Origin of the sequence: Roseburia sp. AM23-20 (assembly GCF_003470905.1) — a bacterium.
Classification (GTDB): Bacteria; Bacillota; Clostridia; order Lachnospirales; family Lachnospiraceae; genus Roseburia; species Roseburia rectibacter.
Genome location: NZ_QRHS01000025.1, coordinates 22,025 through 48,280 on the forward strand (window position 1 = coordinate 22,025; position 26,256 = coordinate 48,280).

22 protein-coding genes are annotated in these 26,256 nt (G+C 42.5%); 21 read left to right on the top strand and 1 reads right to left on the bottom strand.

Annotation, left to right across the window (positions count from 1 at the left end; all coding sequences use genetic code 11):
• Nucleotides 1-98 precede the first annotated feature (98 nt).
• The 14 genes from purM (at nucleotide 99) to glmS (ending at nucleotide 16,621) form a co-directional block, all read left to right on the top strand.
• Nucleotides 99-1,124: a phosphoribosylformylglycinamidine cyclo-ligase gene (purM, locus tag DW650_RS15840; protein WP_117922013.1), complete on the top strand. Its 1,026-nt coding sequence runs from the start codon at nucleotides 99-101 to the stop codon at nucleotides 1,122-1,124.
• On the top strand, nucleotides 1,118-1,744 hold the full coding sequence (gene purN, locus DW650_RS15845) for a phosphoribosylglycinamide formyltransferase (RefSeq protein ID WP_117922014.1): 627 nt from the start codon (nucleotides 1,118-1,120) through the stop codon (nucleotides 1,742-1,744). Before purM ends, purN begins: the two co-directional genes overlap by 7 nt.
• Nucleotides 1,745-1,838: 94 nt before the next feature.
• Nucleotides 1,839-3,116 (top strand): phosphoribosylamine--glycine ligase, encoded by a 1,278-nt coding sequence (gene purD, locus DW650_RS15850; RefSeq protein ID WP_117922015.1) that lies wholly within the window; start codon nucleotides 1,839-1,841, stop codon nucleotides 3,114-3,116.
• An 18-nt stretch (nucleotides 3,117-3,134) separates the two neighbouring features.
• Entirely contained in the window at nucleotides 3,135-3,539 is a 405-nt protein-coding gene (locus tag DW650_RS15855; RefSeq protein ID WP_118210489.1) for a C-GCAxxG-C-C family protein, read from the top strand.
• Nucleotides 3,540-3,863: 324 nt separating this feature from the next.
• Nucleotides 3,864-5,018: a galactose ABC transporter substrate-binding protein gene (locus DW650_RS15860; RefSeq protein ID WP_117922017.1), complete on the top strand. Its 1,155-nt coding sequence runs from the start codon at nucleotides 3,864-3,866 to the stop codon at nucleotides 5,016-5,018.
• Nucleotides 5,019-5,242: 224 nt separating this feature from the next.
• The gene (locus tag DW650_RS15865) at nucleotides 5,243-6,751 is read left to right on the top strand and encodes a sugar ABC transporter ATP-binding protein (RefSeq protein WP_117922018.1); all 1,509 of its coding nucleotides are present in this window, start codon (nucleotides 5,243-5,245) and stop codon (nucleotides 6,749-6,751) included.
• Between the two features lie 20 nt (nucleotides 6,752-6,771).
• Nucleotides 6,772-7,761, top strand: coding sequence for a galactose/methyl galactoside ABC transporter permease MglC (locus DW650_RS15870; protein ID WP_117922019.1), 990 nt, complete (start codon nucleotides 6,772-6,774; stop codon nucleotides 7,759-7,761).
• 103 nt (nucleotides 7,762-7,864) lie between these two features.
• Complete coding sequence (locus DW650_RS15875; RefSeq protein ID WP_117922020.1) at nucleotides 7,865-8,176, top strand: hypothetical protein; 312 nt, start codon at nucleotides 7,865-7,867, stop codon at nucleotides 8,174-8,176.
• Between the two features lie 15 nt (nucleotides 8,177-8,191).
• The gene (locus tag DW650_RS15880) at nucleotides 8,192-9,793 is read left to right on the top strand and encodes a response regulator (protein ID WP_117922021.1); all 1,602 of its coding nucleotides are present in this window, start codon (nucleotides 8,192-8,194) and stop codon (nucleotides 9,791-9,793) included.
• Nucleotides 9,790-11,631 carry a sensor histidine kinase gene (locus DW650_RS15885; protein ID WP_118210490.1) on the top strand — a complete coding sequence of 614 codons (1,842 nt, stop codon included), beginning with the start codon at nucleotides 9,790-9,792 and terminating at the stop codon, nucleotides 11,629-11,631. Before DW650_RS15880 ends, DW650_RS15885 begins: the two co-directional genes overlap by 4 nt.
• Nucleotides 11,628-12,608 carry a substrate-binding domain-containing protein gene (locus DW650_RS15890; RefSeq protein WP_117922023.1) on the top strand — a complete coding sequence of 327 codons (981 nt, stop codon included), beginning with the start codon at nucleotides 11,628-11,630 and terminating at the stop codon, nucleotides 12,606-12,608. Before DW650_RS15885 ends, DW650_RS15890 begins: the two co-directional genes overlap by 4 nt.
• A gap of 68 nt (nucleotides 12,609-12,676) precedes the next feature.
• On the top strand, nucleotides 12,677-13,732 hold the full coding sequence (locus DW650_RS15895; protein WP_330414672.1) for a galactose ABC transporter substrate-binding protein: 1,056 nt from the start codon (nucleotides 12,677-12,679) through the stop codon (nucleotides 13,730-13,732).
• The gene (locus DW650_RS15900; RefSeq protein WP_118210492.1) at nucleotides 13,733-14,374 is read left to right on the top strand and encodes a DUF6553 family protein; all 642 of its coding nucleotides are present in this window, start codon (nucleotides 13,733-13,735) and stop codon (nucleotides 14,372-14,374) included.
• A gap of 426 nt (nucleotides 14,375-14,800) precedes the next feature.
• On the top strand, nucleotides 14,801-16,621 hold the full coding sequence (gene glmS / locus DW650_RS15905; protein WP_118210493.1) for a glutamine--fructose-6-phosphate transaminase (isomerizing): 1,821 nt from the start codon (nucleotides 14,801-14,803) through the stop codon (nucleotides 16,619-16,621).
• 150 nt (nucleotides 16,622-16,771) lie between these two features.
• Here the strand turns inward: glmS and DW650_RS15910 are convergent, their stop codons facing one another.
• Nucleotides 16,772-18,031, bottom strand: coding sequence for a peptidoglycan-binding protein (locus tag DW650_RS15910; RefSeq protein ID WP_118210494.1), 1,260 nt, complete (start codon nucleotides 18,029-18,031; stop codon nucleotides 16,772-16,774).
• A 177-nt stretch (nucleotides 18,032-18,208) separates the two neighbouring features.
• Between DW650_RS15910 and DW650_RS15915 the strand changes: the two genes are divergently transcribed.
• The 7 genes from DW650_RS15915 (at nucleotide 18,209) to ade (ending at nucleotide 25,897) form a co-directional block, all read left to right on the top strand.
• A complete protein-coding gene (locus DW650_RS15915; protein WP_117922028.1) occupies nucleotides 18,209-18,427 on the top strand; it encodes a hypothetical protein in 219 nt (72 codons plus the stop codon).
• Between the two features lie 89 nt (nucleotides 18,428-18,516).
• Nucleotides 18,517-19,278 carry a tRNA pseudouridine(38-40) synthase TruA gene (gene truA / locus DW650_RS15920; RefSeq protein ID WP_118210495.1) on the top strand — a complete coding sequence of 254 codons (762 nt, stop codon included), beginning with the start codon at nucleotides 18,517-18,519 and terminating at the stop codon, nucleotides 19,276-19,278.
• A gap of 16 nt (nucleotides 19,279-19,294) precedes the next feature.
• Nucleotides 19,295-21,052, top strand: a complete 1,758-nt coding sequence (gene recJ, locus DW650_RS15925; protein WP_118210496.1) for a single-stranded-DNA-specific exonuclease RecJ — start codon at nucleotides 19,295-19,297, stop codon at nucleotides 21,050-21,052.
• A gap of 13 nt (nucleotides 21,053-21,065) precedes the next feature.
• Nucleotides 21,066-21,986 carry a methyl-accepting chemotaxis protein gene (locus DW650_RS15930; RefSeq protein WP_118210497.1) on the top strand — a complete coding sequence of 307 codons (921 nt, stop codon included), beginning with the start codon at nucleotides 21,066-21,068 and terminating at the stop codon, nucleotides 21,984-21,986.
• A 23-nt stretch (nucleotides 21,987-22,009) separates the two neighbouring features.
• Nucleotides 22,010-22,948: an alpha/beta fold hydrolase gene (locus DW650_RS15935; RefSeq protein ID WP_117922032.1), complete on the top strand. Its 939-nt coding sequence runs from the start codon at nucleotides 22,010-22,012 to the stop codon at nucleotides 22,946-22,948.
• A 42-nt stretch (nucleotides 22,949-22,990) separates the two neighbouring features.
• Nucleotides 22,991-24,175, top strand: a complete 1,185-nt coding sequence (locus DW650_RS15940; protein ID WP_118210498.1) for a DUF1002 domain-containing protein — start codon at nucleotides 22,991-22,993, stop codon at nucleotides 24,173-24,175.
• Nucleotides 24,176-24,208: 33 nt separating this feature from the next.
• Nucleotides 24,209-25,897: an adenine deaminase gene (gene ade, locus DW650_RS15945; protein WP_118210499.1), complete on the top strand. Its 1,689-nt coding sequence runs from the start codon at nucleotides 24,209-24,211 to the stop codon at nucleotides 25,895-25,897.
• Nucleotides 25,898-26,256 lie beyond the last annotated feature (359 nt).

Here is a 26,256-nt window from a genome sequence, read left to right on the forward strand (position 1 = left end):
TGATAAATGTATTATTCTGAATAAAACACATGACAGCAGAGACGGACAGACGATACAAAAAATGAACATGTAAACAACAGATTCAGGAGGAAAAGTAAATGGATTACAAAAATTCCGGTGTTGATATCGAAGCAGGATACAAATCAGTGGAACTGATGAAAAAATATGTACAGGGAACCATGAGACCAGAGGTTCTGACAGGCCTTGGCGGATTTTCCGGTGCATTTTCCATGGAAAAATTCAAAAACATGGAGAAACCTACCTTAGTATCCGGAACAGACGGTGTAGGTACCAAAATAAAACTTGCGTTTCTTATGGACAAACATGATACGATCGGAATTGACTGTGTTGCAATGTGTGTCAACGATATCGCATGTGCAGGCGGCGAACCTTTATTTTTCCTTGATTATATTGCATGTGGAAAGAACTATCCGGAAAAGATCGCATCTATCGTAAGTGGTGTGGCAGAGGGATGCAAACAGTCTGATGCAGCCTTGATCGGTGGGGAGACAGCAGAGCATCCGGGACTGATGCCTGAAGATGAATATGATCTTGCAGGATTTGCAGTTGGTGTTGTAGATGAAAAGGACATTATCACAGGTGCCGACTTAAAGGCAGGAGACGTACTGATCGGTATGGCATCCTCCGGTGTACATTCTAACGGTTTTTCCCTTGTCAGAAAAATCTTTGAAATGACAAAAGAGAGTCTCGATACATATTATGATGAATTAGGAAAAACGCTTGGAGAGGCATTGCTTGTACCTACAAGAATTTATGTAAAAGCACTGCGCAGCGTCAAAGAAGCGGGAGTACGTGTCAAAGCATGCAGCCATATTACAGGTGGCGGTTTCTATGAGAATGTTCCGAGAATGCTGCCGGAGGGAAAACATGCCATGATCCGCAAAGACAGCTATGAGGTTCCGGCTATCTTTAAACTGATGGCAGAAAAAGGACAGGTCGAAGAAAAAATGATGTACAATACCTACAATATGGGACTTGGTATGGTACTTGCAGTAGATCCTGCTGATGTGGATAAGACTATGGAAGCAATCAAAGCAGCAGGCGAGACACCATATGTGGTTGGCGAGATCAAAGATGGTGAAAAAGGAGTAACCTTATGCTAAAACTGGCAGTCTTAGTATCCGGTGGAGGAACAAATCTTCAGGCGATCATAGATGCAATCAGTGCAGGAAAAATAACAAATGCATGTATTTCGGTTGTCATCAGCAATAATGTAAATGCCTATGCATTAGAACGTGCGAGGGCACATGGAATCGAAGCATTGTGTATCTCACCGAAAGATTTTGAAAGCAGGGAGGCTTTTAATCAGGCATTCCTTGAAAAATTAAATTCTTACAATGTGGATCTCGTCGTGCTCGCAGGATTTCTTGTAGTATTGCCGGAAATGATGATAAAAGAATACGAAAACCGCATTGTGAATATTCATCCATCCCTGATTCCGTCTTTTTGTGGAAAAGGGTTTTATGGATTAAAAGTGCATGAAGGTGTGCTTGCCCGTGGCGTAAAAGTAACCGGTGCAACGGTACATTTCGTGGATGAGGGGACAGATACAGGACCTATCATTTTACAGAAGGCAGTTGAGGTAAAGCAGGGTGATACCCCGGAAGTATTGCAGCGTCGTGTCATGGAACAGGCAGAGTGGGTGATCCTTCCGAAAGCGATCGATCTGATCGCAAACGGGAAGGTATCCGTGAAAGATGGTCATGTGATCATTGCAGAGTAAATAATGGAATATCAGACCGATAAAATGTATTCATGAAGTGGCAGTGAGATAAATGAAACAAAGTGTATCATAAAAGAGTAAGGAGCGACGGAGAATGAAAGTATTAGTAGTTGGAAGCGGTGGACGTGAACATGCAATCGTGACAAGTGTGGCAAAAAGCCCGCGTGTCGATAAAATTTACTGCGCTCCGGGAAATGCCGGAATTGCGGCCCTTGCAGAGTGTGTACCGATCGGTGCCATGGAGTTTGATAAACTTGTGGCTTTTGCAAAAGAGCATGCCATTGATTTTACGATCGTTGGAATGGATGATCCACTGGTTGGTGGTATTGTGGATGTTTTTGAAGCAGAGGGATTAAAGGTATTTGGACCTCGTAAGAATGCAGCTATTTTAGAGGGCTCTAAGGCATTCTCAAAAGATCTCATGAAAAAATATAATATTCCGACAGCGGCTTATGAAAACTTTACTTCAGCAGAGGAGGCACTTGCTTATTTAGAGACAGCAAAGATGCCGATCGTATTAAAAGCTGATGGGTTGGCGCTTGGTAAAGGTGTTTTGATTTGTAATACCTTAGAGGAAGCAAAAGCTGGTGTTAAAGAGATCATGGAGGATAAAAAGTTCGGAACTGCCGGAAATACCATGGTCGTGGAAGAATTTATGACAGGACGTGAAGTGTCTGTTTTATCTTTTGTGGATGGAAAGACGATAAAGATCATGTCTTCTGCACAGGATCACAAACGCGCAAAAGACGGTGATCAGGGATTAAATACCGGAGGAATGGGAAACTTTTCACCAAGTCCTTTTTACACGAAAGAAGTGGATGATTTCTGTCAGAAATACATTTATCAGGCAACCGTGGATGCCATGGCCGCAGAGGGAAGACCGTTTACCGGCGTTATTTTCTTTGGATTGATGCTGACAGAGGATGGACCGAAAGTGTTAGAGTATAATGCGAGATTCGGTGATCCGGAAGCACAGGTCGTACTTCCACGTATGAAAAATGATATCATTGATGTAATGGAAGCCTGTGTAGATGGTAAGTTAGATACCATTGACCTGCGGTTTGAGGATAATGCAGCAGTCTGCGTGGTTTTAGCATCGGATGGATACCCGGTATCTTATGAAAAAGGATTTAAGATCAGTGGTCTTGAAAAATTTGATGGAAAAGATGACTATTTCTGCTTCCATGCCGGAACGAAATTTGATGAGAATGGCGATATCGTCACAAACGGCGGACGTGTGCTCGGTATCACGGCAACCGGAGCCGATCTGAAAGAGGCAAGAAAGAAAGCCTATGAGGCAACCGAGTGGGTCAGCTTTGCCAATAAATATATGCGTCATGATATCGGAAAAGCGATTGATGAGGCAGAATAAAAGTGGAGGACACATCAGATGACCAGAAAAGAAAAAGCGATCGAATTACATAATAAAGGATTTAATTGTGCACAGGCAGTTGCCTGTGCATTTGCTGACGAAACCGGAATACCGGAGGAAACGTTATTTGCAGCCTGTGAGGGATTTGGACTTGGCATGGGTGGCATGGCAGCAACCTGCGGAGCAGTATCCGGTGCTGTTATGCTTGCAGGATTAAAAAATAGCTGCAAAAACCTAGAGCAGCCGGCAAGCAAGGCAGATACCTACAAACTGACCAGGGAGATCACGAAGGAATTTCTTGCTAAAAACGGATCACTGACCTGTGGGGAATTAAAAGGTGTTACAACTGGAAAGGTACTAAGAAGCTGTCCGGATTGTATCCGTGATGCTGTGGAGATCGCCGAGAAGATCTTAGAATTATAAAAAAATATGGAATGATACTATGTTATATCAGAAGGAAGATGCGGGAAAATCCTGCATCTTTTTTCTTTACCTAGAATTATATTTTTACACTTTAAAGTGACAGAATGACGTGAAAAAAATACGAAATAATTTATCGTTATGTCAAAATACACAACGAAACAAAACGAAAAATAAAGAAAATTGATAAAGTGCACAAATAAAAAAGAAGAATTTTCAAGAAAGACAGAAGAATATTGTATGTTTATCTAATCCTCCTGTTGATATAATGCACTTGTAACAAACAAAGAGTTACAAATACATTAAATCAAATGGGAGGATTTTTCTATGAAAAGAAAGGTAGTTAGTGTAATCTTAGCAACAGCAATGGTAGCATCTATGGTAGCAGGATGTGGCGGAAGCAATAATGCATCCACAAACAATGCCGGAACAACAACCGATGCAGCAGCAAGCGATGCAGCAGCAAGCGATACATCAAATGATGCAGCAGCTACAGAGGCAGCCGACGCAGGGGACGCAGCAGCCGATGCAGCAACAGACGCAGATGCAAGTCTTGCAGACAAAAAAGTTGGTGTATGTATTTACCAGTTCTCCGATAACTTCATGACACTGTTCCGTACAGAGCTTGAAAATTATCTGGTAGAAAAAGGATTTTCAAAAGACAATATCACAATCGTTGATGGTGCAAACGATCAGGCTACACAGACAGGTCAGATCGATAACTTCATCACAGAGGGTGTAGATGTTCTTATTATCAACCCGGTTAACTCTTCTTCCGCAGCAACCATCACAGATAAAGTAGTTGCAGCAGGAATCCCGCTTGTATACATCAACCGTGAGCCGGATGAAGAAGAGCAGAAGAGATGGTCAGATAACAACTGGGATGTTACATACGTTGGATGTGATGCCCGTCAGTCCGGTACTTTCCAGGGTGAAATGATCAGTGATCTTGGCCTTGATACCGTTGATTTAAATGGAAATGGAAAGATCGACTACGTTATGGTAGAAGGTGATCCGGAGAACGTTGATGCACAGTACCGTACAGAGTATTCTGTAAAAGCTCTTGAGGATGCAGGACTTGAAGTTAACTGCTTATCTGATCAGGTTGGTAACTGGCAGCAGGATCAGGCACAGCAGATCGTAGCAAATGCCCTTGGACAGTACGGTAACGATGTAGAAGTTGTATTCTGTAACAACGATGCAATGGCACTTGGTGCTTTACAGGCAATCCAGAGTGCAGGACGTACCGTAGGTACTGATATTTATCTGGTAGGTGTTGATGCATTATCAGAGGCATTAGAGGATGTTCTTGCAGGAACCATGACAGGTACTGTATTTAACGATCACTTCTCACAGTCCCACAGTGCAGCAGATGCAGCTATCAACTACATCACAGGCGCTGGCAATGATCACTACATCGGATGTGATTATGTAAAAGTAACAAAAGACAATGCACAGGATGTTCTTGACATGGTTAAATAATCTGTAAAAAGAACAGGGTATAAAAGTGGTGCGGGTGCATATGGCACCCGCTGCCACTATTCATAAGAATTATGATCAGACTGCAGAAATGCAGAAATGAATGTATGAAATAAAAACAGGCAGATATATATTCTATGAAAAATGAAGTGTGCTAAATAGCACAGATATGAAATAGGAACATAATTGGCAGAGAAGTAAGCCAAATGATATAAAGGAGGAGAAACATGGCTGAGTATAAACTGGAGCTTAGGGGTGTGTGCAAATCTTTCCCCGGTGTCAAAGCACTTGACAATGTACAGTTATCACTCCGTCCGGGAACAGTCCATGCACTGATGGGGGAAAACGGTGCAGGAAAATCAACCCTGATGAAATGTCTGTTTGGTATCTATAAAATGGATGCCGGAGAAATTATTTTGGACGGAGAAAAAGTCGAGATCAATAATCCGGATGAGGCAATGAAAAAAGGAATTGCCATGGTACATCAGGAATTGCAGCCGGTACCGGCAAGAAGCGTTGCAGAAAATATGTATCTGGGAAGATTCCCGACAAAGTATGGACCATTAAAAGTCATCGATCATAAGAAAATGTATGAAGAGACTGCAAAATGGTTAAAAGAAGTAAAAATGGATTTTGATCCGAAAGCACAGCTTGGATCTTTATCCATAGGTCAGATGCAGTCTGTTGAGATTGCAAAGGCTGTTTCACAGCAGGCGAAAGTTATCATCTTTGATGAGCCGACATCTTCTCTTTCCGATAACGAAGTAGAAGCATTGTTCCGCATCATGAATGATCTAAGAGACAAAGGTGTGGCAATGGTTTACATTTCACATAAGATGGATGAGATCAAACGGATCGCTGATGATATCACGGTCATGCGGGATGGTACATATGTTGGAACCTGGCCGGCAGCAGAGATGACAACAGACCAGATCATCACAAAGATGGTTGGACGTGAGCTGACCAATGTATATCCACCGAGAGAAAACAAACCGAGTGATGAAGTAGTTATGGAAGTAAAGAATCTTTGCTCCATTCATGCGAAATCATTCCAGAATGTAAGTTTTCAGCTCCACAAAGGCGAGATCCTTGGATTTGGCGGTCTGGTAGGTGCACAGAGAACAGAGCTTATGGAAGGAATCTTCGGTATCCGTGGTATTGCATCCGGTGAGATCTATATGCATGACAAAAAGGTAAAGATCAAACATCCGATCGATGCGATGAATGCAGGAATTGGTCTGATCACTGAGGATCGAAGAGGAAACGGTATTTTCGGATGCCTGTCCATAAAGGATAATGTAGGTGTATCTATTTATAACAAATATCTCAATGCAGGATTTGTTTTAAATCACAAAAAGATCAATGAGATCGTAACAAGCAGTATTAAAAAATTAAGCATTAAGACTCCGAGCATGAAAGAACATATTTCCAATCTGTCCGGAGGTAACCAGCAGAAAGTAATCGTTGCAAGATGGTTAGCCAACGATCCGGATGTTCTGATCATGGATGAGCCTACCCGTGGTATTGATGTAGGTGCAAAACATGAGATTTATGAGATTATGTGTGACTTAGCAAAACAGGGAAAAGCAATCATCATGATTTCTTCAGAGATGTCAGAGCTTCTTGGAATGTCAGACAGAATTTGTGTTATGTGTAACGGTAAACTGACCGGTGAGGTTGAGAAACCGGAAGATATGACACAGGCAAAAATTATGGAATACGCAACAAGATTCTGATGCGATAGGAGGAGACGAAAATGGGAAAGACAAAACAGCAGAAAGTAAAAGATTTTTTGATCAACAACGGGGTTATTATTGTAATGTTCATTCTGGTAATCTATACCGGTTTAACATCCAATAACTTCTTTACAAGCAACAACTTAATGAATATTCTTATGAATATGAGTGCACGACTTGTCATTGCACTTGGTATTGCAGGATGTGTTATCACCGCAGGATGTGACCTTTCCGCAGGACGTATGATCGGTTTTGGTGCATGTGTCTCAGGTATGTTGTTACAGCGTCTGGATTACTCCGGTAAATTCTTCCCGGATATGAAACCTATGAACGTATTTTTAGTAGCGATCATCGCAATGCTCATCTGTGCAGCATTTGGTACTGTAACCGGTATCTTTATTGCATACTTAAATGTACCACCTTTCATTGCAACCTTAGCAATGATGGAAATCGTTTATGGTATTGGACTTATCGTAACAAACGCAACACCACTTGGTGGTTACGTAGAAGCATACACAAATGTAGCAAATGGTAAATTCCTTGGTATTAACTACCTGATCTGGATTGCAATTGTTGTGGCAGCAATCACATGGTTCATTTTCAACATGACTCGTCATGGAAAATATATGTATGCGATCGGTGGCAACCCACAGGCAGCAGAAGTTGCAGGTGTTCCTGTAAAGAAAACATTGATCTTAATCTACATGAAAGCAGCAGCTATGTATGGTCTTGCAGGATTCATGCTCGGCGCAAAAGCAGGTGGTGCATCTGTTCAGACCGGATATGGTTACGAGATGGAAGCAATCGCAGCATGTACGATCGGTGGTGTATCCGTAACAGGTGGTCGTGGTAAAGTTTCATCCGCTATCATCGGTGTTGCAGTATTCGAGTTATTAAAGGTTGCACTCCAGTACTTAGGAATGAATGCGAACGCACAGTACATCGCAATCGGTGTTGTAATCTTCGTAGCAATTTCTCTGGATATCAGAAAATATATAGCAAGAAAATAAAAGATACGGTATAATTTCTATATCGGACTGTAAAATAACGGCTGGGTGTTACAGACCAGCCGTTATTTTTTCTCTATGAAAAAGAAAGGAAAACAAGGATTATATGACTACAGAACAGATTTTAGAGACAGCAGGAATCCCATTACTTTTATTTGTGATTTTGATCTATTATGGAATGCGTTTATGGTTTATGAAAGATATTTCAGCCATCCGCGGAAAAAATAAGCCGCCAGTGAAAGACGAAGAAAATTATGCAAAGGCTGCAGGAAAGCTGATGTTCTTTTTTGCAGTTGCAACGCTTGTCATGATGTTTTTATTATTCTGGAACACCTATATTGCAGTGGCAGAGATCATTATCTGCACTGTGATCCTTGGAATTTTATGGCATAATATGAATGCAAAATATGGAGACTAGCAGGAGAAAGTTACAATGAATTTATATTCGGTATTATTGGTAGATGATGAGGAAGAAGTATATTCTGTTATCATGAAAAAACTTGACTGGGAAGCGATGGGATTTCGTATTGCCGGATATGCAAGAAATGGTGTGGAAGCATTAGAACTGGCGGAAGAAATTCAGCCGGATGTTGTAATGACAGATATAAAAATGCCTTACATGGACGGATTGACTTTAAGCAAAAAGTTAAAAGAGCTTTACCAGAAAATTAAAATCATTATTTTTTCCGGATTTGATGAATTTGAGTATGCAAAAGAAGCCATAAAGATCGAGGCTGAGGAGTATATTTTAAAACCAATCAATTCAAACGAACTGCGGGAAGTGTTTGAGCGGATCAAGACAAACTTAGACAGAGAACTTGATGAGAAGCGCAATATCGAAAAACTGCGTGCATATTATATGGAAAGTCTTCCGGTATTGCAGGAAAACTTTTATACATCACTGATCGAGGGACGTATCCCGGCATCTGAGATTGACAAATATTTAAAACAATACCAGATACCGTGGAGCGGTCCATATTATGTAGCGACGATCTTACATATCAGCACACAAGATCCACAGCTTGAACTCGATCCGTTTTTGCTTGGAATGTCAGTAAAACAGCTTGCGGAAGAACAGTTTGTGGACAAGTGGAGATCTAATACATTCTTTTATTTGGGAGACATTCTTGTGATCACGCAGCTGAAAGATACCGCAGAGATCACAGTTTATACCAATGCAATGGATAAGTTCTGTAAACTGGCGAAGCGTGTCTGCGGAGCAAAGGTCACCGCTGGAATCGGAGCAATCTGTGATGAGATCGCAGAGCTTCCGGCTTCCTATCAGGGAGCGCGCAATGCGGTTTCCTACCGTGTGATTTATGGAAATACAAGAGCCATTAATATTGCAGAGATCGATCCACAGGGCAGTGCGGAAGAACCGTGGGAAGAACAGTCGATCGGGAATATCTTAAAAAAGATAAAGACCGGGGATGAGAGAACCTTAAAAGAAGCAGTGAAAGAGAGCGTTACACAGTTATCCGGACGGGGGGCATCACTGCAGAAATACCAGATATTTATCACGGAACTTATTGCTGAGATTTTCCGGTTTGGTACGCTCAATGGACTGAATCTGGATGAAATCTTTGGTGGCACCGGTGATATTTACCGGGAAGTTATGCAGATGGAATCACCAGAAGCACTGGAAAGCTGGCTGTTAAAGACCGGATGCCAGATGCAGGAGATGATCCAGAATGGCAGACAGGATACGACGAAATCATTTGTGACAAAAGCGATCGAGTATGTCAGGGAACATTATGCAGATTCGAGTCTTAATGTGGAGAGTGTATGCAAAAATCTTTCTGTGAGTACAGCATATTTTTCCACGGTGTTTAAAAAAGAAACCGGAAAAACTTTTATCAATTATCTGACGGAGTACCGGATGGAACAGGCACTGGATCTGCTATTAAATCAGGATGAGAAAACATATGTTATTGCAGAAAAAGTAGGATACTCAGACCCAAATTATTTCAGCTATGCATTTAAGAAACAGTTTGGAATGTCACCTTCAAAATACAAAGCAGAAAAAAGGAAATAAATTTGTCAAACATCAGGGAAAAAATAAAAGAGATAACTGCATATATAAGACATTTGGTAAAACCGCACAGTATTCAGGTGACGATCTCTATTTCGTTTACGATCCTTTCCATCTGCAGTATGTCATTTCTTGGCGTCACGCTCTACCGGCAGTTTTCAAACAGGGCGGAGACGATGACGATCGAGAGCACAGGGCAGCTTTTAAATCAGACCGCCATCAATCTGGAGGATTATCTCAGAAATATGCGTCGTATTTCGGATACCATGTATTACAGTGTCATCAAGAATAAAGATCTTGCCAGTGACACGATGGATGAAGAAATGAATCTTTTGTACGAAGCAAATAAAGATAATCTGATCAGTATTGCCTGCTATACAGGAGATGGGCAGCTTGTGGCAGCGGTACCTGTTGCAAATGAAAAAGAGCAGGTGAATATCATAACACAGCAATGGTTTACCGATGCGGTCGGTCAGATGGAGAATCTGCATTTTTCCACGCCGCATGTGCAGAATCTGTTTGATGATCCGACCTACCGCTATTACTGGGTCGTCTCCTTAAGCCGGGCTGTAGAGCTGACAAGCAATGGAACGTCGACGCTTGGAGTCCTTTTGGTTGATATGAATTACAGCAGTATTGAACAGATCTTAAAGAAAGCAAATGTTGGAAATTCATCGGAATATGTTTACCTGATCGATGGTAAGGGTGAGATCATTTATCATCCGAGACAGAAACTGATCTATACGGATCTTTATCAGGAAAATAACATCGAAGCCGCAGGATATGAGGATGGAAGTACAGAAGAGACTTTTCTGGGTGAAAAACGTCTTGTTACAGTAAAGACAGTAAGTTATACCGGATGGAAGATCGTCAGTGTTGTACCGATGAGTTCTTTTGATATGGGTATGACCGGTACAAAATATTTTGTGATCATGTTAGTGACGGTGTGCCTGCTTGCTGTGATTCTTTTAAATCAGCTGGTGTCAGCAAGTATTGCAATGCCTTTGAAGAAGCTGAATAACTCCGTCAAGGAATGGGAGTCAGGAAACCTGAATCCGTCTATTTATATCGGCGGAACGATGGAGGTCGAACATTTAGGACGCACGCTTAAGTCTACTGTGGAACAGATAAGGCAGCTGATGCAGGATATTGTGGTTGAACAGGAAGAAAAGAGGAAAAGTGAACTCGATGCACTTCAGTCACAGATCAATCCTCATTTCCTGTATAATACATTAGATTCGATCGTATGGATGATCGAGGGAGAGCGGTATGAGGATGCAGTGTTTATGATCACACAGTTAGCGAGTCTTTTCCGCATCAGTTTAAGCAGGGGAAAGACGGTCATAAGTGTGGAAGATGAGTTAAAGCATGCCAGAAACTATATGAATATCCAGAAAGTCCGATATAAAAATATTTTTGAAGTGCGGTTTGACATAGATGAAGAGATCCTGCAGTGCTGTACGGTAAAACTGGTGGTGCAGCCGTTGCTTGAAAATGCAATCTATTATGGCGTGGAATGTATGGACGGAGACGGTGAGATCGAAGTCCGGGGATACCGGCGTAATGATGATGTCTATATTGAAGTAACGGATAATGGACTTGGAATACCGGAAAATGAGGTCGAACAGCTTCTGAGGGAAAATAATCGTGTACACAAACGTGGATCGGGTGTAGGACTTTTAAATGTGCATAACCGGATCAGACTGCGTTTTGGTGAAAAATATGGTCTTGAAATAGAGAGTGTGCCGGATGAGGGCACAACGGTAAGAATTCATCTGCCATATATTATATATACACCCGAAGAGCAGGAGCGGTTAGAAGCAGGGAGAAAACAGCTATGAAGCAGGCCGGAAAAAATAATTTAATGTATTTAATGGCAGTGATTATAGTGATTATTGCATTTATTGCTTTTGCGACATATGGGATGCTTGATGACAATAAAGATGAGGAATGGTATCCGGTATCCGTGATCGTAGAAAACAGCAGCAGCGACAGGTATACTTCTTTCCGGGAGGGACTTGAACGTGGCGCAGAGGATTATCACATCCGGTTGAATGTTGTATCAACGGGGAACTTTCTCAATCTCGAAGAAGAATACCAGATCATCCACAGGGAGCTTGACAATGGGGCAAAGGGTGTGATCGTTGAAATGTGTGACAGCAGAAATTACACAGATGACGCAGCAGTGGAAATCGGTTCTGATAAGATGATCCTGGCAGAGACAGATGTGGATGCAGAGGGAATGTATGCGGCAATACTGCCTCAGTCTTATGAGATGGGGGCAGCAGTTGCAGAGGCTGTCATTGCGGATTATGGTGAAAATTTAGCGGAAGTTAATATTGGAATCCTTGCCGGAAATCAGAAACAGACTGCCGGAGTGCAGTGCCTGAAAGGTTTCATGGATAAAATCCAGACCGCCGGTGCATCCATTGCATGGAACTTGTCCGATGAAGATAACGTAAATAATACATTTGAATGGTGTCTGCAGAAAAAGAAAGTGGATATTGTGGTGTCTTTGGACAATGATACTACAGAGCAGGCGGTAGACTACCTTCAGGCACAGAAACAGATAAAATTCCAGCTTTACGGAATCGGATGTTCGGAAAAAAATGTCTATTACCTTGACAAAGGAGAAATCAGGGCGTTGATCGTTCCGAATGAATTTAATATCGGGTATTTAAGCGTGGCAGCGATCGCAGGACAACTGCGGGAGCCGTTATCTTCTGCAAAAACAGAAGAAATCGGTTTCCTTACAATTACAAAAGAAAATCTGTATGATGAGGAGAATCAAAAGATTTTATTCCCTATTGTACAGTGATATAAATGGGCAGAGATATCAGGTTGAGGGGCGAAGTGTCTGCCGCATATCAAATGGGGGAAATATCCTTGAAGAAAATAAAAAGATATAAAAAAATAACAGTTATTATTGGTGGAATTTTAGCAGGAAGCATGGTCATTTGTGGCTGTGGTGGCAGAGAAGATGCCAAAAAGAGCATTAAGATCGGGATTTCTGTTTATGATCAATATGATACATTTGTGTCAGAAATGATGAAAGATTTTAATGATTATGCAACGAAAAAGGAAGAGGAGACGGGCATCTCGATTAACATAGATACTTATAATGCCGCAGCCAGCCAGTCAACACAAAACAGTCAGGTAGAAAACATGGTTACAGAAGGATGTGATGTGATATGTGTCAACCTGGTGGACAGAACAGATCCGACAGCGATCATTGATCTTGCAGAAAAAAATGATATTCCGGTCATTTTTTTCAACCGTGAGCTGGTAGAGGAGGACTTAGAACGCTGGTCAAGACTATATTATGTCGGAGCGCAGGCGTTTGAATCCGGGATCATACAGGGAGAACTTGCGGCAGCGGCATTCCTGACAGATGATTCATTTGATAAAAATGGAGACGGAGTCTTTCAATATGTCGTGTTAGAGGGGGAAGCAGGTCACCAGGATGCGATCGTCCGTACGGAGTATTCAGTCAGTACGATGATTGACAGTGGTGTGGAAGTGGAAAAATTAGGATATGCGATCGCAAACTGGAACCGTGCACAGGCGCAGACAAAGATGGCACAGCTTATGTCACAGTTCGGGGATAGCATAGAACTTGTCATTGCCAATAATGACGATATGGCGTTAGGTGCGATCGATGCACTGAAAGCATCTGATCTTACAAAGGATGAATGGCCGGCGGTTATTGGAATCGATGGAACAGATGTAGGACTTGAGGCAGTCAAAAATAAAGAGATGATCGGAACAGTCTATAATGATAAGGAAGGTCAGGCAAGTGCGATGTTAAACCTTGCTTACGGGCTTTCAACCGGAGGGGATCTGTCGGATCTTGATCTGATCGACGGAAAATATATACGTCTGCCTTATGCGAGAGTGACATATGATGATGTGGATCTGTACATGGAAGGAGATACGGAATAAATGACGACGCAGAATGAAAAAACAGATTATCTTTCGGAGTGGCCTGCGCATTATTATGAGATCGAAGACATTAATGAGCGTGAGCGGATCTTAAAACTTGCAATAGAGCAGAAGTTAGATCCTGCCGGAGATGAAAAACGTCTTCTGGTTTTAAAAAAACGTTTTGGTGAGAAGCAGGCGGAAAAACGTGCGGATCATTTTTTGCACGCATGGATGATGATCCAGGCGACGGGGGCAGGAGGTGTATCCTTTTTTCAGAAAAAAAGACAGAAAAAAGAACTCTGCGGGTATTTTTCGCAGTTGGGTATCCAGATGGAGGAAACAAAAAATGTGGAGAAGGAACCCGACAGAGAGGATGCCTGTGGATATGTACTTGAGGAAGAGTGGAAAAATTTTGCATATACTTATCTTGCTTCCTGTACCGGGAGCAGGGCATATTGTTCGACTTTGTTTGGGATCGTTCCGATAAAAGATGCTGCAGTGGCGGAAAAGATTGCGAAAGATATCGATCTTGTGACGAAAGATTACCCGGCAGCATTTGGACTGGAGGAGGCAGTGCGTCCATTCCGCAGTATTATGGTGGATTCATTCTGCCAGTATGTTCCAAATGGAGAAGCGGTCTGGAAATCGATGCACGGATGAAAATGGAGATAGTGTCGTCTTTGGATGGAAACACTAGACATTTTTTTCATATCATAGTATAGTAAAGCATGTTGAACCTTGAAAATTGAATAAAAATTGTTTTATGTTCAGATACGCGGTCTTTGCACCCGTATACCGGACACATAAATAGAACAACAGATTTTACACGGCAAGTGTGTAGACTGTTGTTTTCCCAGAAGCGCCATGTACCTGCAGAAAAATGTTTGAAATCTGATAAAAACATCTGAGATTGATAAGGGCAGGTTAACGAGGAGGAGAGTGATCGAAGATTCGGCGGATGCTCTCCCGTACATTCCCAGTGCGAGATATACCGGCAAATATGCAGGTGACTGCAAAACAAATACGGTATAAGGGAGGAAATAACAAATAACACGGATGTGTTTATAATAGAAAAGAGGAAAATTTATGTGTGGAATTATTGGTTATACAGGCAGTGAAGATGTAAAAGGCGTATTACTGGATGCGTTAGAGCTCCTTGAGTACCGTGGCTATGACAGTGCGGGAATCGCAGTGGCAGATACTGACGCAAAACAGACGAAAGTTTATAAATGTGCAGGAAGAGTGAAAGATTTAAGAACCATCTGTGAGTCGGAGAAAATTATCACAGAGTGTGGAATCGGTCACACCAGATGGGCAACACACGGAGGTGTTAATGACACCAATGCACATCCGCATCAGGTTGGAAAAGTAACTTTAGTACACAATGGTATTATTGAAAATTACAGAGAACTGATCGCGGACTATGAGTTAGAAAGTGTTTTAAAATCAGAGACAGACAGTGAAGTTGTGGCAGCACTTTTAAATAAGTTTTATACCGGTGATCCAGACGAAGCAATCAAAAAGACAGTATCCAAGTTAAAAGGAACATTTGCTCTGGTTATCTTATTTGAAGATCATCAGGGTGAGATTTATTCTACTAGAAATGTCAGTCCGATCGTTGCAACATTCTGTAAAGAGGGAGCTATGCTTGCTTCTGATCTGACAGCACTCTGCCGTTTTACAAACCGTTATTTTGTAGTTCCAGAGTATCATATTTTAAAACTTACAAAGGATGCGGTCAGTCTGAAAGATTTTAATGGAAATCCGGTTGAGCCGGACTATCTTGAAGTCGACTGGGAACTTAACAATGCCGGAAAGAACGGCTATCCGTTTTATATGGAAAAAGAGATCATGGAACAGCCGGATGCGATCGAGCGTACGATCGCAAACCGTATTACAAGCGGAATGCCGGATTTTACGGCAGACGGTGTGCCGGATGAGATCTTTACACAGTGTGAGCGTGTTAATATCATTGCGTGCGGTACAGCAATGCATGCAGGTCTTGTGGCTCAGGCACTTGTAAAATCGATTCTTCATATGCACATTGATGTGGATATGGCCTCCGAGTTTATGTATTCTGATCCTGTCATCGACGAAAAATCATTGGTCATCGCAGTTTCACAGTCCGGTGAGACGATCGATACGTTAGAGGCAGTCAAATATGCAAAAAAACGTGGAGCAAAATGTTTATCCATTATTAATGTAAAAGGATCTTCCATTGCCCGTGAGAGCGACTATGTGCTCTATACAAATGCAGGACCGGAGATCGCTGTTGCAAGTACGAAAGCATATACGACACAGCTTGCTGTATTTTATCTGATCGTGGCAAAAATGGCAGTGCTTCGCGGTGTTTTTTCACAGGAAGAGACACAGAGCTTTGTACGTGAACTGCAGCGTATACCGGATGTCATGAAAAAGGTATTAGAGGGACGTCAGGATATCCATAAACTTGCCAATAAAGTATTAGAAGCAAAAGATCTGTTTATGATCGGTCGTGGACTTGATTACTCTATTTTACTGGAAGGATCCTTAAAGTTAAAAGAGGTATCTTATATTCACTCTGAGGCATATGCTTCCGGCGAGCTGAAACATGGACCGATCGCGCTTATCACGCAGGATACGCCGGTCGTTGCAGCAGTGACACAGGAAAAACTGATGTCAAAGGAATTGTCAAATATCAAAGAGGTCAGATCAAGAGGTGCGGATATCGTGCTTTTTATCAAAGAAAGTCTTGCAAAAGATATTGATCGTGCATATGATACCTTCCATCTGCCGGATATGCAGGATGAATTTATGGTAATGCCTGCATCCGTGGCATTGCAGTTACTTGCTTATTATGTTTCTTCCGACAAGGGATTTGATGTTGATAAGCCAAGAAACTTAGCGAAAGTAGTAACTGTGGAATAAGAGAAGAAAAATAAAAAGATATGTGGAAAAGTGTCCGGGAAAGGGAAAAAGACCGCGTATCTGAGCATAAAAATAAATAAATCATAATTCAATTATGTAAGTAAGACCGGGGCTGTCACACCATATGTTGCGTGACAGCCCCGGTTACATTTAAACCAGTTCTGCAATCCGTGATACTGCCACGTAAATTTCGGAAATCTTATACCACGTACGGTAGTCGATGACACCGGTGACAGGCAGACCAAAGACACGCTGAAAAGTTTCCACAGCTTCCCTTGTGGCAGGACCATAGATCCCATCTGGTGTTACAGTTGGAATAGCCGGATAAGATCTTGAAATCCGTGCGAGTTCTTCCTGAATCTGGCGTACTTTTTCACCAGTAGAACCGATCGTAAGGTCTACCCTTGGCCAGGAAGCCGGAATACCGGATACTTCTTCTGCGGTGTTGATGTACATGTTGTTACCATAATAATAGCGCAGTATCTCAATCGTTTCATAGTTCTGGTCACCTAAGAATTTGCTGCCCCACTGACTCAGCCAGTTGCTACAGGTTACACGTTCCCCGTCACAGTACTGCGTTAAGATCGGCTGTCTGACATTTGGTCTGGACAAAAAATTCTGGAACATCTCATCAACGATATCGGAAATACTCTGGAAAATGTTCCTGCCGTAAGTGAATTTCTGGTCGTAGGCGGTAGAGGAGGTGATCGTGAAACTGTAGCCTTTGTTTCGGTACCACTCCGTATATACACGGTTTAAGGTAAAGGACATGATCGCAAGGATATTTGCGCGAAGAGTCGCATCCGGCCAGGTAGAATAAATTTCACTGGATGCCACATTTTTAATGTAATCCTTATAACGTACATAGTAATCACGGGCGGTCGTATCATTTGGAGGACCGTCATGTACTACAACATATTCCGGTACCACGACTCTGCTAAGAACGATCTCGCCAGTCTCGGAGATGGGCTTGATCTCGGATTCTGCAATTTTCGGAGGAAAATCGCCCCAGAGAGTATTGACAGGGATCACGATCGTGTCTATCGGGTTCCCCGGTGTATCCGCCTCATCCATTCGTACTTCCTGAAGCGACAACTGCTCCGAAAACAGTTCAATTCCCGACACAGTAAATGGGCGGAATCCTTCAGCATTGACCTGAATACTATACTGCGAGAATGGCTGGTTTTCGCCTGGCTCCATTGAGTATTCAAGCGGAGGCGTACGAAGCGTAATTTGTTCGGACATACCGGATGCATCTGTATTCACCTCCTCAACGACACTGTCCGGATCACCGGAATAGGAGATCGACACGCGGGCATCCGGGATGGGACGGTTACTTCCTCTTGCCGTAACATGGATTTTTAATTCACCTGCATCAATATTATTTTGTGTATAGGCAATATCTGACATGAAAAACCTCACAGATTCATTCTTTCTATTATATGATACAGCCGGCTGAAAGTGAATTGAAATTCTGGTATGATAAATAGAACAACATTGTATATGGGAAATACAGTTTTATAGTTTGTCAATTCACGGAAACGGATGTATAATAAAGTTCATTAGGAAGCAAACTCAAATGAAGTTGTGGAAGGTGCAAAAGTTTCAACAGACAAGATGATCCAGATGGCAGAGGCGCTTCAGATGGAAGCAGAGAGTGTGAGAAAGATCGATGAGAGCATTTCAGGGGTAGCGCAGATCGTAGATAATAACTCAGCTTCTTCCGAAGAAACAGCAGCAGTCAGTGAGGAACAGTCAGCACAGGTACAGACCATGGTGCAGTTGATGGAACAATTCGAAATTTAAAAATAATAAGAACTGCCACAGGAAGAATATCTGTGGCAGTATTTTTTTCGGGAGTACATCTTAAGAAAAATATAAGGTAATAAAAATATATGGCAAATTATAAAATGATCTTACAGTATGACGGAACACGCTACCGTGGGTGGCAGGTGCTGCCGTCAGAGCTTACGATACAGGGAAAACTACAGGATGTTTTAAGTAAAATGGCAGGATATCAGGTGGAAGTTACCGGTTCAGGAAGGACAGATGCGGGTGTGCATGCAAAAGGCCAGACGGCGAACTTTCATCTGAAAGAAGAATGGGACGAGGAGAAGATTTTATCATATCTGAATCAGTACCTGCCGGAAGATATTGCAGTCTGCGAGGTAAAGAGGGTGGATGAACGTTTCCACAGCAGATACCAGGCACTGGAAAAGACGTATCTTTACCGGATTCATACAGGGAAAATACCGGAGGTATTTGAACGCAGATATGTGTATGATTATAAGGAACCGCTTGATGTAAAACGGATGAGAAAGGCAGCAGAATATCTGTGTGGAACACATGATTTTAAGTCTTTCTGCGGTAACAAAAAAATGAAAAAATCAACGGTACGGACGATCTTTCAGATACAGATTAAAGAATTGCCGGGAGAAATACAGATTTATTATACCGGAAATGGATTTTTACAGAATATGGTGCGTATCTTGACAGGCACACTGATTGAGATCGGGGATGGCAGAAGAGAGCCGGAAGATATATCAGAGATTTTAGAGGCAAAGAACAGGGAAGCTGCCGGATATACGGTACCGGCATGCGGACTGACACTGATTGAAGTTGTCTATCAAGAAAAGGAGTTGTCGCAGTGCAGATAATGTGCTGTAAAATAATATGGAAAAATGGTTTGTAATTAATAAAGGCGCTGATTTTGCAGGGATCGCAAAGCGTTTTGGGATAAGTCCGGTCACAGCGAGACTGATCCGCAATCGTGAGGTTATGGGGGATGAGGCAATCGCAAGATATTTAAAAGGCGGGATCGGGGAACTGTACGATCCGCATTTACTTTTCGATTCAGACAGACTGACGGATATACTTATGCAGAAGATCCGGGAAGGAAAAAAGATCAGGATCATAGGTGACTATGATATTGACGGGGTAATGTCTACCTATATTTTGTACAAAGGGATCACGCACTGTGGAGGTAAGGCAGATTTTCAGATACCGGACCGGATGAAAGATGGTTATGGAATCAATGATCATCTGATCGGGCAGGCATATGATGCAGAGGTCGATACGATCATTACCTGCGATAATGGGATTGCTGCGATAGATGAGATCGCACATGCAAAAAGTCTTGGAATGACGGTGCTTGTCACAGATCATCATGAAATACCGTACACAGAGGAAAATGGAGAACGCCATTATAAAAGAAGCAAGGCAGATGCCATTGTAAATCCCAAGCAGAAAGAATGTAACTATCCGTACAAAAATCTCTGCGGTGCCGCAGTTGCGTGGAAAGTGATACAGATTCTCTATGAAAAATGTGGTCTTGCAGCGGAAGAAGCATATGTTTTCCTGGAAAATGTGGCATTTGCGACAGTCGGAGATGTTATGGATCTGACGGATGAAAACCGTATTCTGGTAAGGGAAGGATTAAAGCGGATCCATACGACCACAAATCCGGGAATGCGTGCATTGATCTTACAGAATAAACTAGAGCCGGAACAGATCAGTTCTTATCATTTTGGATTTGTATTAGGACCGTGCATCAATGCCAGTGGACGATTAGAAACTGCAAAAATTGCATTAAATCTCTTTTTACAGGAAGATGTGAAAAAAGCATCTGAGATCGCGGCGGAGCTGGTAGACCTGAATGCACAGAGAAAAGATATGACGGCAGAGGGGGTAGAACTTGCCGTGCAGCAGGTGGAAGAGGGCAATACAGGTAAGAAAGTCGTAGTTGTCTATCTGCCGGACGTGCATGAAAGCCTTGCAGGTATCATTGCGGGAAGAATCCGGGAGGCATACCATAAACCAACCTTTGTTCTGACAAAGAGTGAAGATGGTGTCAAAGGTTCCGGGCGTTCGATCGAAGCGTATTCCATGTATGAGGAGTTGTGTAAATGCCAGGAACTATTTACGAAGTTTGGCGGACATCCGATGGCGGCGGGACTTTCCCTGCCGGAAGCAAATGTAGAGATTTTCCGGGAAAAAATAAACGCATGCTGTGGGTTGACAGAAGAAGATTTTATTCCTAAGATAAAAATAGATATTCCAATGCCCGTCGATTATCCTGATATTCCACTGGTCAATGAACTTTCATTGTTAGAGCCATTTGGGAAAGCAAATGTAAAACCACAGTTTGCAGATAAAAATCTTGGCATTGACCGTGCAGTGGTAGTCGGAAAAAATCAGAATGTATTAAAACTTACACTCAGAACGGAACGGGGAATTTCCATATCTGCTGTTTATTTCGGAGATGTGGATGGATTCCGGGAATATTATAGTAAAAAATATGGAGAAAGCGAAGTGCAGCAGGCATTTTCGGGCAGGACAAATGCGATCCGGATGTCTGTGGTATATTATCCGGAGGTAAACCGGTATCAGGGAAATGAAAGTATACAGATCGTGATAAAGAATTATCAGTAAATGGAGGACATATATGTTTGGTGGAAAGAAAGAGAAGGCACTGCAGGATGAACTTTATACCATAAAGAAAGGTATCTCAGAATACAGTGAAGAACTAAAAGAACATTCTGTGCAGATGACGGCATCCCGCGTGCAGATGGAAGAAAATATCGATGTCCTTGGGGAAAAGATTGAATGTGTGGAAGAACTGGCACAGGAAAGCCACAAGATGGGAAAGGAACTGTACAGTACATTTGTTGAAGTACATAATGCGGTGGAATCTTTTGAGGCAAATCATTCTATTTTTCTTGGGCAGGTTGCAGAGCAGAATGAAAAGATTAAAGAAGTATTTGAACAGCATAAGGCATTAAAAGAACCGTGTGCGCAGTTAGAAGAAAATCTCTACCGTGCAGAGAAAGCGCAGGATGGACTTGGTGATGTGACGACAGAACTGGAGAATGACGCTAAAAATATGAGTGTGCTTGCGTTAAATGCGGCGATCGAAGCAGCGAGAATGGGAGAAGATGGAGAGAAGTTTCTTCATGCGGCAGAGGAGATCAAAAATGTGGCACTGCGCTATGAAACGGAATTACAGACATTAACGGAACAGATCAGTGCTGTAACTGAGGCACAGAAAGAGATCAAAGAACAGGCTGCACAGATCAATGAGATGCAGGGAAGTATTGCGTCGATGGTAATGAAACTGTACAGTGACAGTGCACAGAAGCTTTCCATATACGAAAATGGACAGACATCATTAAGGGAACATATGTCAGGCAATGTAATGCCGGCAGCGGATTTTATAAAACAGGCAGGAGAAGATTTCTTAAAACTTGGGGATGAGGCGAAAACACAGATTGCAGCATTGCGTGAAGAAATCAATGCAAAGAAATCTGCTGAGGATGAACTGGAAAAGATCTGTGATGAATACAAGGAACTTTTGGATACGAAGTAATTTGTAAAGGATGGGAAATTTATATGGCAAAAGAAGAACAGATGACATATTTATCTGCGAATGGAACGACAAAGATCCATGCAGTAAAATGGATGCCGGAGGATGGAAAGTATAAGGCAATTTTACAGATCACACACGGTATGATCGAATATATTGAAAGATATCATGAGTTTGCAGAGTATCTGACAGAACGTGGGTTTATGGTTGTAGGTCATGATCATTTAGGGCATGGTGCGTCGGTAAAAGATGAGACGGAATGGGGATATTTTGCAGAAAATCCGAGTGATACATTAGTTGCGGATATGCATAGACTCCGTATGGCAGTTCAGGGCGAAAATCCGGGTGTGCCATATTTTATGATGGGACACAGTATGGGATCTTATATGCTGCGGAAATACCTGTGTCTGCATGGTGAAAATTTAAGCGGTGCGATCATTATGGGAACCGGGTGTGTGCCGGATGGCACAACGAAGTTTGGCATGACACTGTGCAGGGTTATGGCTCGTTTCCGTGGATGGAATTATAGAAGCAGACTGATGCAGAAACTTTCCTACAGCAAACCATACCACAAATTTGACCTTTATGGAAAAGATTATACCAACAGCTGGCTGACAAAGGACACAGAGCATGTAAAAAAATATTACAGCGATCCGCGCTGTACATTTGTCTTTACTTTAAATGGTTATCTGGGGCTGATGGAAGCGGTATATTTTGACAATCAGATGGAAAATATAAAAAAAGTGCCAAAAGATCTGCCGGTTTTCATGGTTTCCGGGGCAGATGATCCGGTTGGAGATCTCGGTGAAGGGGTAAAAAAGGTTTACCATATGTTTAAAGAGGCAGGTGTGGATGACCTGACATACCGTTTGTATGAGACAGACCGCCATGAGATATTAAATGAGACAGACCGCGATCAGGTCTATGCGGATATCTGTGCATGGATGAGTGTCAGACTTGAGTAGTAGTGTGGATATTTTTTACATGCAGAAATGGAGATTTTTATTATGAGAAACAAAAAAGCAGTTAAAATGTTATGTATGATACTTGCAGCAACAATGCCAGTTTCTTCCGGTGTGGCAGTGCAGGCGTCACAGACAGAAGTTTTAGTGGCAGCGGAGCAGAGTGATACGGAAAGTCCTGCTGAAACGTCGGAGGAAAATACAGACAGCAGTAATATTGAAGGCACGATTCAATATGTAGATGATGATACAGATTCAGGTGCCAAGCAGGATGGAAACAGCACATCGGATCAGGCGCCACAGCAGGATGGAAACAGTACACCGGATCAGGCATCACAGACAGATAATTCTCAGAATATCAGCGGAACGATCGTCCAGAACGGAGACAGCGATAATGTCACGATCAAAGCCAGTGATAAACCATACCTTGCATTAGGGGCAGATCTTAATGATTCACAGAGAGCGACGATCCTTTCCATTATGGGAATTGATGCGGCAAATCTGTCAGATTATGATGTGGTTTATGTGACAAATGCAGAGGAACATCAGTATTTAGATTCCTATATCTCATCCTCACAGATTGGAACAAGATCGTTATCTTCCGTTGTGATCGTGCAGAGAGATAAGGGGAGCGGACTTAACATTTCTACGACAAATATTAACTATTGTACGGTTGGTATGTATAAAAATGCACTGACTACGGCAGGGGTGACCGATGCAGATATCATTGTTGCAGGACCGACTCCGATCTCAGGAACGGCAGCATTAGTAGGTGTCTTAAAAGCATATCAGGAGATGACAGGAAAAGAGATCAGTGATTCGGTAGTTGATACAGCACTCAATGAACTTGTGCTTACCGGACAGTTAGAAGAGTCCTTAAAAGGTGTTTCGGATGCAGAAGTAGAAGAATTTATTGCATATATCAAGGCATTGATCGCTAAAGATGATCTGACAGATGATGAGGGAATCAATGGAGCAATCGATGAGGCCTGTGAAAAATATGGTGTGACTTTATCGGATGATGAACGTCAGCAGATCGTAGATCTGGTAAAGAAGATCAATTCACTGGGGATCGATCTGAATGGACTGGTGGATTATGCAGAATCCTTGTACAATTCGTTTAAAAATGGGGACAGTAGTTCTTCTGGTGGTATAGCAGCGGTTGTCGGTGGATTTTTTAAGTCGGTATTTTCTTCAGTAGGGGATTTCTTTAAAAAGTTGTTTTCATAATTATTATCAATATATAACGAAAAGAGGAAGCGTATGTTAGAGAGAAAAAGAAAGCTGGACTGTGCAAATGGACGCCAAAAAGCTGATCTCGTATTAAAAAACGGAAATGTGCTGAATGTTTTTACGGAGGAAGTGTTAAAGGCGGATGTTGCAATCTGTGGTGACACGATCGTAGGTGTTGGTGAATACGAGGGAGAAAAAGAAATCGACTGCACTGGCAGATATCTGGTGCCGGGATTTATTGATGCACATATGCATATTGAATCCTGTATGGCAGCGCCGGGAGAACTTGCAAAGGTTCTTGCAAAGGCAGGCACAACAACGATCATTGCTGATCCGCATGAAATTGTGAATGTCAGCGGAACAAAGGGAATGGATTATTTCCTGAAATGTGCCGCAAAACTTCTGGTAAATGTATTTTTCATGGTACCTTCCGCAGTTCCAGCAACGGATGTGGAGACCAACGGCTGCGGTGAATTCCTTGCCTCTGATATGATGAAATATGTGGATAACGCAAGGGTGCTCGGACTTGGCGAGACAATGCGCTTTTTGGAGTGCTGTGAAGGCGAAAAGAGAATGGCAGATAAGCTGGAGCTTTTTGCCAAGAAACATATTGATGGACATGCGCCTGGAATCCATGGAAAAGAAGTTCAGGCATACCGTCTTGCCGGCGTGGAAAATGATCATGAATGTTCGACTGCTGAGGAAGTACTTGATAAACTTCGTGCCGGACTGCATATCTATGTGCGCGAGGGAAGTGGAGCAAAGAATTTAGAGACACTGATCAAAACAATGCTGGATGCTGGGGTATGTTTAGACCGTTGTGCATTCTGTACGGATGACAAACATGTTGAGGAAATCCGCAAAGAAGGACACATCAGTACCTGCATCCGTAAAGCAATCGCACTTGGAGTGCCAGTCGCAAAGGCATATAAGATGGGAAGTTACCAGGCAGCAGAGTTTTATGGATTGAAAAACTATGGTGCGATCGGTGCCGGTTATCGTGCAGATATCGTATTTTTAGATGATTTAGAGCAGGTCAGACCGCTTGATGTCATGAAAGACGGGCGTATTTTAACAGAGGAAGATTATGCAAAAGATTATTCCGTGCCTGTTCCGGATGAGCTGCTTCATACGGTTCATGTGGGAGAAGTCACCAAAGACAAGATCAGACTTTCCTGTGATGGAAAAACAGATGTGATACAGATGAACCCGCATCAGATTGTGACGACACATCTTATAGAGGAAGTTCCAACGGAAAACGGTTATTTCAAACCGGATGGAGTTTACAATAAGATCTGTGTAGTGGAACGTCACGGTAAGACCGGTGAGATCGGTGTTGCTCCACTCAAAGGATTTGGCGTCAAGGGCGGTGCAGTGGCAACATCCGTTGCACACGATTCCCACAATCTGATCGTTGCAGGTGATAATGATGAAGATATCCTTGCAGCCATCAAATGTGTGGAAGAAAATCAGGGCGGCTATGTCATTGTCTCCGGCGGAAAAGTAGTAGATGTGCTTCCGCTTCCAATCTGTGGTCTGATGAGTGAGAAGTCCTGTGATGAGATTACCGAAAAAGTGGCAGATATGTTAGAGAAAGCGAAGAAACTTGGCATTTCCGAGGAGATCGATCCGTTTATTACGCTTTCTTTTATGGCACTTACGGTGATCCCGGAAATCCGTGTGACAGAGCGCGGTGTATATCTGTTTGGTGCAAAATAATGGTTTCAGTATACCATTTTGCGTAAGAGTTAAATTAAGTTCTATCAATAAAAATGAGCGAAGAGATTGTTTCTTTCTTCGCTCATTTTTTGTCTTAAATTATATCATGAAATACCTGATAAATATTGGTTTGTTGGGCTATGAGTTCCCCGGCGAAGGGGGGTGGAGTTTTGTGAGTGGCAAATTGCATCAAGCCGGGACTGTTTTGTTTCCGTTGTCCGAAAATAAGTCAATCTAAGGCTGCCTGGTATAGGTTGTGGCGGAGTGACGTGTGCGTCTTAAACGCCCCGTCCGGGGGCATTAAGACTTGTGCTGCCGTCCATGGCAGCACAACACTGTGTTACGGACAGGCAGACTAA